This is a genomic window from Nocardiopsis xinjiangensis YIM 90004 (assembly GCF_000341145.1).
Classification (GTDB): domain Bacteria; phylum Actinomycetota; class Actinomycetes; order Streptosporangiales; family Streptosporangiaceae; genus Nocardiopsis; species Nocardiopsis xinjiangensis.
Genome location: NZ_ANBE01000062.1, coordinates 1 through 10,352, shown reverse-complemented (window position 1 = coordinate 10,352; position 10,352 = coordinate 1). Strand labels below are relative to the sequence as shown.

General features: G+C 67.7%; 15 protein-coding genes. 8 read left to right on the top strand and 7 right to left on the bottom strand.

Going from position 1 to position 10,352, the window contains the following annotated elements; translation table 11 throughout:
* Window positions 1–84 precede the first annotated feature (84 nt).
* Window positions 85–708, bottom strand: a complete 624-nt coding sequence (locus D473_RS0123210) for a MerR family transcriptional regulator (RefSeq protein WP_017611432.1) — start codon at window positions 706–708, stop codon at window positions 85–87.
* A 103-nt stretch (window positions 709–811) separates the two neighbouring features.
* Here D473_RS0123210 and D473_RS0123205 point away from each other — a divergent pair, with 103 nt between their 5' ends.
* Window positions 812–1,825: a hypothetical protein gene (locus D473_RS0123205; RefSeq protein ID WP_241474860.1), complete on the top strand. Its 1,014-nt coding sequence runs from the start codon at window positions 812–814 to the stop codon at window positions 1,823–1,825.
* Window positions 1,762–2,013 carry a Smr/MutS family protein gene (locus D473_RS0123200; RefSeq protein WP_017611430.1) on the top strand — a complete coding sequence of 84 codons (252 nt, stop codon included), beginning with the start codon at window positions 1,762–1,764 and terminating at the stop codon, window positions 2,011–2,013. The genes D473_RS0123205 and D473_RS0123200 overlap by 64 nt, the downstream gene beginning before the upstream one ends.
* A 10-nt stretch (window positions 2,014–2,023) precedes the next feature.
* Here D473_RS0123200 and D473_RS0123195 read toward each other — a convergent pair whose 3' ends face one another.
* Window positions 2,024–2,455 carry a DUF5946 family protein gene (locus D473_RS0123195; RefSeq protein WP_026127239.1) on the bottom strand — a complete coding sequence of 144 codons (432 nt, stop codon included), beginning with the start codon at window positions 2,453–2,455 and terminating at the stop codon, window positions 2,024–2,026.
* Between the two features lie 166 nt (window positions 2,456–2,621).
* On the opposite strand from D473_RS0123195, the gene D473_RS0123190 reads away from it, so the two are divergent.
* Together D473_RS0123190 and D473_RS0123185 are read left to right on the top strand one after the other, a co-directional pair.
* On the top strand, window positions 2,622–2,900 hold the full coding sequence (locus D473_RS0123190) for a type II toxin-antitoxin system Phd/YefM family antitoxin (RefSeq protein WP_017611428.1): 279 nt from the start codon (window positions 2,622–2,624) through the stop codon (window positions 2,898–2,900).
* A 29-nt stretch (window positions 2,901–2,929) separates the two neighbouring features.
* Window positions 2,930–3,160 (top strand): type II toxin-antitoxin system RelE family toxin, encoded by a 231-nt coding sequence (locus tag D473_RS0123185; RefSeq protein ID WP_241474859.1) that lies wholly within the window; start codon window positions 2,930–2,932, stop codon window positions 3,158–3,160.
* 49 nt (window positions 3,161–3,209) lie between these two features.
* Here D473_RS0123185 and D473_RS0123180 read toward each other — a convergent pair whose 3' ends face one another.
* Window positions 3,210–3,905, bottom strand: a complete 696-nt coding sequence (locus D473_RS0123180; RefSeq protein ID WP_017611426.1) for a PQQ-binding-like beta-propeller repeat protein — start codon at window positions 3,903–3,905, stop codon at window positions 3,210–3,212.
* Window positions 3,906–3,979: 74 nt separating this feature from the next.
* A complete protein-coding gene (locus D473_RS0123175) occupies window positions 3,980–4,921 on the bottom strand; it encodes a PfkB family carbohydrate kinase (protein ID WP_017611425.1) in 942 nt (313 codons plus the stop codon).
* Window positions 4,922–5,094: 173 nt separating this feature from the next.
* On the opposite strand from D473_RS0123175, the gene D473_RS0123170 reads away from it, so the two are divergent.
* A complete protein-coding gene (locus D473_RS0123170) occupies window positions 5,095–5,889 on the top strand; it encodes a VOC family protein (RefSeq protein WP_017611424.1) in 795 nt (264 codons plus the stop codon).
* Between the two features lie 135 nt (window positions 5,890–6,024).
* Here D473_RS0123170 and D473_RS0123165 read toward each other — a convergent pair whose 3' ends face one another.
* Complete coding sequence (locus D473_RS0123165) at window positions 6,025–7,185, bottom strand: hypothetical protein (RefSeq protein WP_017611423.1); 1,161 nt, start codon at window positions 7,183–7,185, stop codon at window positions 6,025–6,027.
* Window positions 7,186–7,271: 86 nt separating this feature from the next.
* Between D473_RS0123165 and D473_RS28765 the strand changes: the two genes are divergently transcribed.
* Window positions 7,272–7,490: a hypothetical protein gene (locus D473_RS28765; protein WP_017611422.1), complete on the top strand. Its 219-nt coding sequence runs from the start codon at window positions 7,272–7,274 to the stop codon at window positions 7,488–7,490.
* Window positions 7,491–7,510: 20 nt separating this feature from the next.
* On the top strand, window positions 7,511–7,861 hold the full coding sequence (locus D473_RS28760; protein ID WP_161626436.1) for a transposase domain-containing protein: 351 nt from the start codon (window positions 7,511–7,513) through the stop codon (window positions 7,859–7,861).
* Here the strand turns inward: D473_RS28760 and D473_RS0123155 are convergent.
* Together D473_RS0123155 and D473_RS0123150 are read right to left on the bottom strand one after the other, a co-directional pair.
* Window positions 7,761–8,249 (bottom strand): MarR family winged helix-turn-helix transcriptional regulator, encoded by a 489-nt coding sequence (locus tag D473_RS0123155; protein ID WP_026127238.1) that lies wholly within the window; start codon window positions 8,247–8,249, stop codon window positions 7,761–7,763. The two genes, D473_RS28760 and D473_RS0123155, sit on opposite strands and share 101 nt — an antisense overlap.
* A 2-nt stretch (window positions 8,250–8,251) precedes the next feature.
* Window positions 8,252–9,316, bottom strand: coding sequence for an alkene reductase (locus D473_RS0123150; protein ID WP_017611420.1), 1,065 nt, complete (start codon window positions 9,314–9,316; stop codon window positions 8,252–8,254).
* 322 nt (window positions 9,317–9,638) lie between these two features.
* Between D473_RS0123150 and trpF the strand changes: the two genes are divergently transcribed.
* Window positions 9,639–10,022 carry a phosphoribosylanthranilate isomerase gene (trpF, locus tag D473_RS27530; protein WP_161626435.1) on the top strand — a complete coding sequence of 128 codons (384 nt, stop codon included), beginning with the start codon at window positions 9,639–9,641 and terminating at the stop codon, window positions 10,020–10,022.
* The last annotated feature ends 330 nt before the right edge of the window (window positions 10,023–10,352 follow it).

The following is a 10,352-nucleotide window of genomic DNA, read 5'->3' as shown; positions in this document are numbered from 1 at the left end:
GATCTCCGGGTGCCGGTGTGCCGGGCGGTCCCGCCCGGCACACCGGCACGTTCCAGGACGGTGCGGTGCTGACGCGGGCCCGGATCAGGGGCCTTGCTGTCCCCGGGAGATGCTCGCCTGGGCCAGGCGTCGCAGTGCGGCCAGCAGACTGTCGCCCAGGATCGTCCCGAGCACCGCTTTCTCCAGCAGTTCGTCGACGTCGGTGAGGCCCCCCACGTACTCCAGGTCGGCCTGTGCGAGCCGGCCGGCTGCCTCGGCGTAGCTGTGGAGCCAGTCCTGGTCGATCTCCATGCCGAGGGCCCGGAAGGTCGCCAGGACCTGCGCGAGGCGGTCACGCATGGGGGAGTCCGGATAGACGTACCAGCCCTGTTTTCCGGCCAGGGTGTCGGCGAGCTCCAGGTCGCGCTGCTCTGGCCCCGAGCCGTCCCGGTCGTCGGCGTCCACCGTCATGAGCGTGCGCCCGAGCAGGTCGTGGTGGCTGAGGCTGTCCCCGTCGACGCCCTCCAACAGTGCGCGTGTGTCGGCGATGGAGAGGCCGCCGACCTCGGTGAGAGCGCGGATGAGACGCAGACGGCGCAGGTGGCTCCGGTCATAGCGCGCCTGGTTGGGGCTGGTGCGTTCACCCCGGTGGAGCAGCCCTTGCCGCAGGTAGTACTTGATGCTCGGTACCGGGCTCCCCGAGTGCTCGCTCAATTCCGAGATGCGCATGCCGCCCCCTCCATCGGGTCCGACCCCTTGTGCTTTCTGCCTCAAATATGGATAGTGTAAGTATCGATAGCGGATACTACGACTATCCAAGCGAGGTTCTCCCATGTTATCGCTCCGCGAAGTCCGGACCTGGCACCGCCCCCTGGTGGACACCGCACTGCTCTGCGTCGTGCTTCTACTGGTCTCCCTCGTCGGGCTGGCCCTCGACCAGCGGCTGATCAACGGTGACCCGGCCTGGGCCAAACCCGCCAAATTCGCGCTCTCCATCACCGTCTACAACCTCACCCTCGCCTGGCTGCTGCACCTGACCCACCGGTGGCGGCGCCTGGGGTGGTGGATGGGCACCGTCGTCGCCGTGGTCACCGTGGCCGAGATGGCGGTGATCATCACGCAGGTCGGGCGCGGAACCATGAGCCACTTCAACTACGGGTCCCCGTTCGACCTCGCCCTGTACGCCTTCATGGGCGCCATGATCAGCGGTCTCTGGATTGCCACGTTCGTCATCGCGGTCCTGCTCATGCGCCAACACCTGCGGGAGCGCTCCACGACCTGGGCGATCCGGGCCGGCGTGTGGATCGCACTCCTGGGGATGGCCGTGGGGCCACTCATGTCCGTGCCCACCTCTGCACAGCGCGAGGCCCTCGTCGAGGACGGGACCGACATACTGGGCGCGCACACCGTCGGGCTGGCCGACGGCGGGCCCGGCCTGCCCTTCGTCGGTTGGAGCACCGTCGCGGGGGATCTGCGGGTGGGGCACTTCGTGGGGATGCACGGGCTCCAGGTGATGATCCTGCTGGCCCTCGTGCTCATCCTCCTCGCGTCCCGAGTGCCTCGCCTGCGCAATGACGGTGTTCGCCTGCGCGTGGTGTGTGTCGTCGGCCTCGCATACACCGGTCTGACCCTGCTGACCGTGTGGCAGGCCTTGCGCGGGCAGTCCGTCGTCGCCCCCGACGCCTTCACCCTCGCGGTGCTGGCGGTGCTCGCCGCGGGTGCGGCCCTGGGGCTGGTGTGGGCCCTGCGCGTATCATCCCGGCAAAGCGACGAGGAGGAAGCGTGCGGCTCAAACTCGACCTACACGACATCTTCAACAAGGGCCGGAGCATCGACCAGGCCCTGAGCGACATCATGGACGAGGCCGAGCAGAAGAAGGCCAAGACGGTCGAGATCATCCCCGGCAAGGGGTCGGGCCAGCTCAAGAAACGGGTGCTGCGCTTCCTCGACCGCAAGGACGTCAAGGCCCGCTACCACCGGGTCGAGAAGGATTCCAAGAACTTCGGCCGTCTGTTCGTCCACTTCAAGCACTGATCCGGTCAGGTCAGGCGGACCAGGCTGCCAGGGTGGCCCGGGCCCAGGAACGGACGCGTTCGGGGTGGCCTCCGGCCGGGAAGCTACCGTCCACGGCGACCTCGGCGACGGTGAACGAGAACCCGCCGGGGACGTCTGCCCGGGCAGCGGGTGTGGTGTTCTCTCGTCGGCGGACCCGGTGGGAGTTGGCGTGGCGGGCGCGCTGGGTGAGTTTGCGGGAGGCCTCGGCCCCGTCCGCGACGTGGGTCCGCAGCAGTTCCAGCGGAAAGGCATGCGTGCCCTCAGTCAGGGAGGCCGGGTGCTGGAGACGGTAACAGGCGACGGCGACGCCGTGCAGCGGTCCCCACGGTTCCTGGCGGGAGTGGTCCAGCGCCAGCAGCCGCTGGAACAACTCCTCGCAAGGGGTGTCGCTCACCGCTCCGCACTGTGCACACGTATCCATGCCGCGATACTCGCGCATGCGGCCCGGGAGGGCGAGCCGTTTTCTGCGGATGCGGAAGGCTCGGAAGTGAACTCGGGCAAGTACTTCGGCCGCCTGTTCGTCCACGTTCGCCACTGATGCGTGTGTGAATGTGGCGAACTTGGCCAACTTGGCGCATAATGGAGACATGAGTACTGAACCCAGGGAGCTGTCCGTCGCGGACGCCCGCGACCACTTCTCCCAGCGTGTGAACAGGGCGGCCTTCGGCGACGAGATCACTTACGTGACCAGGGGGCGCAAGCACGAGCGTGTTGCCGCCATCGTCCCGATCGAGCTGATCGAGGCCTACGAAGAGCTTCTCGATCAGCAGGACGGCCGTGTCGCACATCAGAGGTTGGAGGAGATCCGGTCCGGGGACGCCGAGGTCGTGTCCGCCGAGGACGTGGCGAAAGAGCTTGAACTGTGACGGATGGGCAGTCGTGTCCCTATGAGGTGGTGTTCGACAGTCGGGCCGGCAAGGAGCTCGGCAAGTTGGACAAGCCCGTAGCCCGTCGCGTGTACTCAGCCGTGATGGCCTTGGGGGAGGAGCCGCGTCCGGACGGATGCCGCAGGCTCAGCGGTTACCCAGGTCTGTGGCGTATCCGAGTGGGCGACCATCGGGTGGTCTACTCGATCGATGATGGCCGACTCCTCGTCGTGGCCCTGCGTGTCGCCCATCGGCGCTGACGACGCGCACACGGCCCCTGCGTGCGGCCGGAACCGGCGCGGTGCGACCTCACAGAGCGGCCACGGTGGCGGGCTGCCCCCACGAACGCGAACCGTCGGCGAGGTCGAGGCCGAGCAGCTCGTTTTCGACCCGTACCACGGCCCCGTCCTCGTGCACACTCACATCGAGCTCCTCCCGGTGGCGCGACTCGGGGAGCCCGCTCTCCAGGAGCGGGCCGCTACGCCAGAGCTCGCTCCCGTCGTCGAGGTCGACCGCGAGCACGTCGTCGCAGGAACGCGCCGGATCCTCCTCCTCGAGGGAGGGCGGATCGGGGTCCTCGTGGTCGCCGTCCAGGAGCACCACCCCGACCCCTTCGGCGGGCTCCTCGGCCAGTCCGCACACACGGGTGTCGGGCTCCAGGCGCCACAGTTGCTCCCCGCCGTCGGTGGCGACCGCCGTGAGCCCTTCCTCGGAGACCTGCACGATCCGCTCCTCGGACCACCAGCCGCCGACGCTCCGGCCAGGCAGCCCTTCGGCGGTCCACTCCGGGGACGCCGACAACTCGGGGAAGGGCACGATCCGGCCGCTCTGGAAGCTCTGCACCGTTGCGTACACGGACAGGACCACTACCCCCACGAGGGGGAGCACCAGGCACCCGAGGCAGTACGAACGCCGCCGCGAGGGTTTCTGGTCGGGGTGATCCGCGGTACCGGACCACTGTCCGGAGCCGGCCCCTCGGTGCGGGCCGGTGTTCGGGAAGGTCATGATGGCGCTTCCAGGGGGCGGGGGACTGTGCCTACGGGTAGGACGCACCCCAGGCCACCCCTGGTCCGCGCCGCTCAGAGGCCGGCGCCCCCGTGCTCGGCGGCGAAAGCGGCCAGTTCCGCGCGGGTCGGTGAGGTCGCAGGGCCGCGCAGTGTCACCGCACGTGCTGCCGACATGTTGGCGCGCCGGACCGCCGCACTCAGATCCAGGCCTTCGGAGAGCGCAGCCAGCAACGCGCCCACGTGGGTGTCCCCCGCCCCGTTCGTGTCCACGGCCGACACCACGGTTCCGGGCACCCGCACCGGGGCCCGGCCCGCCGTGGCGATCACACACCCGCCGGCGCCGTCGCGCACCAGCGCGGCACCGCCCTGGCGCACGCGCGCCGCCAAGGACGCGGCTGCCCGCTCCGGACCGGACCCGCCTGTGAGCGCCGCTGCCTCGGCCGCGTTCGGGCTGAACACGTCCACACGCTCCATCACCTTCGCCAGCAGTGCCGGCTCGATCGCCTCCACCACCGGGGCGGGGTCCAACGCCACGCGCACCTGCGGATGCAGCGCCATGACCCACGCCGCCAGGTCCTTCGCGCGGGGACCGGGAAGCAGCGCATATCCCACGATGTAGACCGTGTCGCCCGGAGCGGGCTCCAAGGAACGCAGCGCCTCCGGGGGCAGTTCGCTCTCCGCGCCCAAGCTGGTGATGAAGGTCCGTTCGGCGTCCGCTTCCACGAGCGCCACACAGAAACCGGTGTCGGAATCGGGCAGTGGATCGTGCGCGATCTCGACACCCTCGGCCCGCAGCGCGGCCCGCGTCAGGTCACCGTTGGGTCCGGTCCCGTGCGCCCCGCCGTAGACCACCGGCATCCCGGAGCGCGCGGCTGCGGCCATGACGTTGAATCCACCCCCGGGCAGAGCACGGTAGCTGTCGGCAAGCGTGTCGCCGCCGGGTTCGGGAAGGCGGTCGAGGGTCATCACCAGGTCGATGATGACGGGACTCACATGGATCATGCGGCCGGTCACGCAGGCTCTCCTCTCGCTCTGATCACCCCAGGATCCCGGTTCCGCGGGGGCGGTGCCACACGGGGCCAATGGGTGGCAAGGCCGAGTTGTGCGAGTTTTTGCCGCGAGCAACCCCTGAACGTCGGTGCGTCGGGTGAGACTCGTTTCAGACACAACCAGTGAGAGGGGAAGGCATGATCACGACCGATTTCGGGCCGGGGACGCCCTGCTGGCTGGAACTGAACACACCCGACGTGGCGGCCACGGCCGATTTCTACAACCGGGTGTTCGGGTGGACCCTGCACGACATCGGGTTCGATGCCGGGGGATACCAGTCCATGAGCCTCGGTGGTAAGGCCGCAGCGGCGATCGGCCCCTTGGAACACGAGGAACAGCGCCCGGGTTGGACGCTCATCTTCGCGTGCGACGATCTCGAGAGCGCCATCGAGGAGACCGAGCGCCTCGGCGGTTCGGTCTACGTGGAGCCCTTCTCGATCCCCGCGGTCGGTCGGATGGCCATCCTGCTCGATTCCCAGGGGGGTGTGTTCGGTGTCTGGCACGGGGAGAAGTTCGCCGGGTTCGAGGTGGTCAACGAGCCGGACAGTTTCGGATGGGCCGAACTGTGGACCCCTGACGCGGAGGCGTCCAAGTCCTTCTACGCCGGGGTCCTCGGGTGGGAGTACGAGGTCCTCGACCAGGGCGAGAAGGGGTGGTACGCCGTGGCACGCAACGCCGGCGCCCCGATGGAGGAGTCACACGGCGGCATCATGCAGCTCGGTCGCGAGTACCTGACCGACACCGAGGGCGTGCCCGACTGGCACCCGGTGTTCATCGTGGCCGACTGCGATGCGAGCGCCCGGCTGGTGAGGGACAGCGGTGGGAAGGTGCACATGGGTCCGGCCGACGTCCCACAGGCGGGGAAGCTGGCCATCTGTGCCGATGTGGTTGGTGGAGAGTTCGTGTTGCTGACGCCGTCGCCGATGGGCTGATCCCCTCGATGATCGTCCCTCCGCTCTGGTCTCCTGAGAGCGGAGGGGCTTCGTGTGCGCGCGTCCTTCGGTCCCGGAAGCCGGTGTTTGCGCGACCGGTGTCGCATACCGGCCGGCCGCTCCCGGCCGGAGAGGTCACTCCTGGGTGTTTTCCCCGTATCGGCCCTCGGCCTGTTGGCGCTGCTCATGCTTTTCCCGGAAGGCTTCGCGCCGTTCACGCTCGCGCAGGCTGAAAGCAGCGTTGCGTACCGAGTCCTCGCTCTCGAAGCCCGAGCCGATCGCGCCCGCCACCGTGCCCGCGGACGTCACCAGCAGCGGGATCGACACGTAAGTACCCACGCCCACCGAACCCGCGATGTAGGACTGTAGGACCCCCGGCGGGAGCAATACCAGACCGGCCGTCAGGTTCACCAGACACAGACCGATGTACATGAAGGCCACACCGGCGCTCAAGGTCGCCACCGTCGAGGCGTTGAACAGCACGGCCTCCTCACGCTCGCCCCGGGGACGGCTCCGGACCGGCTCCCACAGGTGGTGATAGACCACGAGCCACCCGGTCATCACCGCCAGAGCGCCGATCACCGTCAGAACCATCCGCCAGAGCGAAAGGGTGGTCGCCAGTTCCCAGACCGTGGAATTGATCAGGTAGAAAGCGCTGAAGGCGAAGGCACCGACCAAGGGTCCGGTCAGTCCCCACACCAGGCGCCAGGGCCGGTTGGCGCGCACCATCCCCAACAGCAGCTGGGAGGAGCCCCACCGGGAGGAGATGCGGGCATCGACCCCGTCCTGGTCCGGGGTCAGGCGTTGAAAGCGTCGGCTCAGCACAGGAAGGCGTCTGCGCGCGTGCTGCTCGATGCCTTCCTCCGGGGTGCCGGGGCGGTGGACCTCGGCGATCAGTTGGGCCACGACCGCACGGGCCCGGCGCCGCAGGTTGACGGCGCCGAAGGCCGGAAGCGAGATCACGACCACGCGCCGCCCGTTGTTCACATCACCCACGATCGCCTGCTTGCCGCTGCGCATGGGCAGGTCGGTGACGCAGACGGCGATGTCCCAGCCGTGTTCTTCCATCTCGGTCTGGGCCAGCTCCATCATCGCCGTGTGTCGGCTGTCGCTGGGCGGGAGCCTTGCCTGGCGCACCTGCACGGTCCACTCCCGGGTGGGATCGACGTGGTCGCTCAGTATCTGGGGCAGGTCCTGGGCGAGCTGCCCGCCGATCAGAACCGGCATGGCCACGGGGTCGGTGAGGACCCCTACCGTGATACCGCTCTCGCCGTTGTCTGTTCCTGTTCCGGTCAAAACCCCGGCCCTTCTCCGATGGGAGTGCTACCGACTCGACTTATCGGTATCACTCACCGTACTCGGCAGAGTCGGAATCGTGACGTATGCCCTCACGGTGTCCGTGCGGCACGGAACCTGCTTCACCGTGGGCCGGCTCCGCCACCCTGGCCCGCGACCACGGCATCGGCCGATCCACCGGCTACCGCTACATCGACGAAGCCACCGATGCCCTGGCCAACCAGGCCCCTGATGTGCACCACGCACTGAACAACGCCCGAGCCGCTCTCGTGCTCACGCATTTCGAACACGGGCGCCTGAAATAAAACTCGCCGGGATCACCTCAGTGCCGGTTGTCCTCTCCACCCCATACGAATCCGTCTCCGGTCGGTTGACCGACCATCTGGACCTGGGTGTGCTCGTGGCCTGCTATCCGCGGGATGTGATCGAGGACGTCTGGGCCGGGACCGGCGCCAAAGAACAACGCGCCCGCTCTTTGCCCGCCCACTTCATGGTGCGTCACTCCGTCGAGGGGGTCCCCACGGGGTCGATGTTGGCTCCGAGAAGCAGTGGCAGGAGTATGGCGTCCTCTGGGATCAGCATGGCGGGTTGGGGAGGTCGTCGAGGGCGTTGCTGGCCAGGCCGGTTTCGATCCGGCGGGCGAGTGCGACGAACGTGGTCTGTTCGTCGGGGGTGAGGGGCTTGATCGTCTCGCGTTCGAGGACGCTCCAAGCCTGCTCGATGTGTTCCTCAAGGCGGCGGCCCTTCTCAGTGAGGTACACGAGCGTCACCCGCCGGTCTTCAGCGGAACGGGTGCGCGTGACCAGCCCGGCCTGATCGAGTCGGCGCACCGACTTGGCAACAGTTGAGTGGTCGACACCCAGCGTACGTCCGAGGCTGGTCTGCGACTGCCCATCGGCCTCCCACAACTGCAAGAGCATGATCTCCTGGCCGGGGAACAGGCCCAGCTCGCGGAACAGGTGCGCGGCGCGGGCGCGATGCGTGCGGGCGACCGCGAACACCGCAAAGCTCACCGGGAATCGAGCGGCAGTGCTCGGCACCTGCTCGCGCGGCTGGTTGGTCATGGTTACCTCCTGTCGAGAACGGGGTAGTCGGTGTACCCCTCCGAACCGCCACCGTAGAAGGTCGCCCGGTCGGGCTCGTTGAGTTGCGCGCCTTCATGCAGACGCTGGACCAGGTCAGGGTTGGCCAGTGCCCATCGTCCTACGGGGACAACGTCGGCGAGCCCGGTCTCCAAGTCGTCCGCGATCTGCTCCCGGGGCCGGTCGCCCCGGTTGACCAAGAGCGCGGTCGGCCAGAGGCTGCGGATCTCGTGCAGCAGGTCCTCGTCCGGCCCGTGCATCACATGCAGGTAGGCCAGGTCGAGCCGGGCGAGCTCAGTGACCAGGGCGCGATAGGTCTGGGCACGGTCAGGGCCCTCGTCGATGTCGTTGAAAGTACCACCCGGGGAAATGCGGAAACCGGTGCGATCGGGACCGATCTCCTCGGCGACGGCTTGGGCGACCTCCACGGCGAACCGGATCCGCCCATCGATGGAGCCACCGTAGCCATCCGTCCGCGCATTCGCGTTGGGTGACAGGAACTGCTGGATCAGATAGCCGTTCGCGCCGTGAATCTCGACGCCGTCGGCGCCGGCCTCGACGGCTCGTGCCGCTGCGGTACGGAAGTCGTCGACGGTGGTTGCGATCTCGTCGCTGTTGAGAGCACGCGGCTGCGGGATGTCCTGCATCCCGGCCGCGGTGAACATCTGCCAGGCCGGCGTAATGGCTGACGGGGCGACAGGTGTGCGGTGGTGGGGGGTGTTGTCCGGGTGGCTCGCCCGTCCAACGTGCATGAGCTGTACGAACACGTGCCCACCGGCCGCGTGGACGGCGTCGGTGACCGTGCGCCAGCCCTCGACGTGCTCGTCGGTGTGGATACCTGGGGTGAGCAGGTAGCCCTGGCCGTCCTCGTTGGGCTGTGTGCCTTCGGTGATCAGCAGTCCGAGCGAAGCACGCTGGGCGTAGTACTCGGCCATCATCGGCGACGGTGTGCCGTCCGGCAGCGCGCGGTCACGGGTCATCGGCGCCATGGCCAGCCGGTGTTCCAGAGTGATCTGTCCGACCTTGAACGGATTCCACAGGATGCTCATGGGTGAGCTCAACCTCCTTGATTTATGTTGCCGACCACCTTTCTACCAGAACGTTGCCGACCACGTAAATGCGAGTGTGGTGACAGCAAGCGCGGCTGCCGCTGATCGAACCGTTGCCGTTGAGGGGGAGGGGTGGCACTCAGTAGTGCACGGTCTCCCCTGGGGCATCGCCGTTGTGCGGGTGCTTTCGACTCGTTGAACGCCTTCACGGATGCCCTCGGCCCACCGCACGGCCAGTGCGTAGATGGCCGAGCAGCCGGCGCGTTGCGGATCGGGAGGTGTTCACTGCGATCGTGTATGTGCTCACCAGCGGGTGTGCTTGGTGGTGGTTGCCGACGGGAGCGCACACCCGGGTGCGCACGAGGCCCTGCCGGGTATTCGTCTCGCGCAGGTGATCCAGGTGGTCGACGAGAAGGCAACCGACGAAGCCACTGTCGTGGTCGAGGACGCGGACACAGTGCTGCTCGACTCCGGCAACCCCGCGCTGGAGATCAAGGAGTCCGGAGGCGCCCGACGTCGTCACGACTGGAGCATCAGCGCCCGGATCGTCGAGAAGCTGGACATCCCGGTGTCCCTGGCCGGCGGCTTGAACCCTGCCAACGCAGCTGAAGCCGTCGGGGCCGTGCGGTCTTTCGGCCTCGACGTGTGTACCGGAGTGAGTGACGAAGACCTCGCCTCCTGGGACGCAGAAGACGACCAGGACTGAGGATCAGAAACACGGCTCCACCAAACCCGCTGGTCAGCACAGGACGAAGCGTTGGTTCCAGCGTTTCGTAGCGCAAGGCTTCAGTCTCTGTTGACCCGAAACCTTGCCGGTAGAAGACAGATTCGAGCGCCATGGGAGTTCGTGGCGGTGAGAAGATCCGTGCACCGTCGCGTCGGGGAAGGCGCGGTTCATCTGGGTGATCCTGCGTTCGACCTTGTCCACTGCGATGCCTCGTTCGGCAACGTTGCGGCTGAGCTCGTCAAGGACGTCTGCAGACCACAGGGATGCTTCTATGTTTGTCAAGCAGCGAGTGCGACCGGTGGGTCCGCT

Bases quoted from the DNA above. Each gene is read 5' to 3' on its own strand.
- D473_RS0123155 (WP_026127238.1), bottom strand. From the start codon at position 8,249: ATGACCAACCAGCCGCGCGAGCAGGTGCCGAGCACTGCCGCTCGATTC.
- D473_RS0123195 (WP_026127239.1), bottom strand. From the start codon at position 2,455: ATGGATACGTGTGCACAGTGCGGAGCGGTGAGCGACACCCCTTGCGAG.
- D473_RS0123170 (WP_017611424.1), top strand. From the start codon at position 5,095: ATGATCACGACCGATTTCGGGCCGGGGACGCCCTGCTGGCTGGAACTG.
- D473_RS0123210 (WP_017611432.1), bottom strand. From the start codon at position 708: ATGCGCATCTCGGAATTGAGCGAGCACTCGGGGAGCCCGGTACCGAGC.
- D473_RS28765 (WP_017611422.1), top strand. From the start codon at position 7,272: ATGCCCTCACGGTGTCCGTGCGGCACGGAACCTGCTTCACCGTGGGCC.
- D473_RS0123180 (WP_017611426.1), bottom strand. From the start codon at position 3,905: ATGACCTTCCCGAACACCGGCCCGCACCGAGGGGCCGGCTCCGGACAG.
- D473_RS0123150 (WP_017611420.1), bottom strand. From the start codon at position 9,316: ATGAGCATCCTGTGGAATCCGTTCAAGGTCGGACAGATCACTCTGGAA.
- D473_RS0123190 (WP_017611428.1), top strand. From the start codon at position 2,622: ATGAGTACTGAACCCAGGGAGCTGTCCGTCGCGGACGCCCGCGACCAC.
- D473_RS0123205 (WP_241474860.1), top strand. From the start codon at position 812: ATGTTATCGCTCCGCGAAGTCCGGACCTGGCACCGCCCCCTGGTGGAC.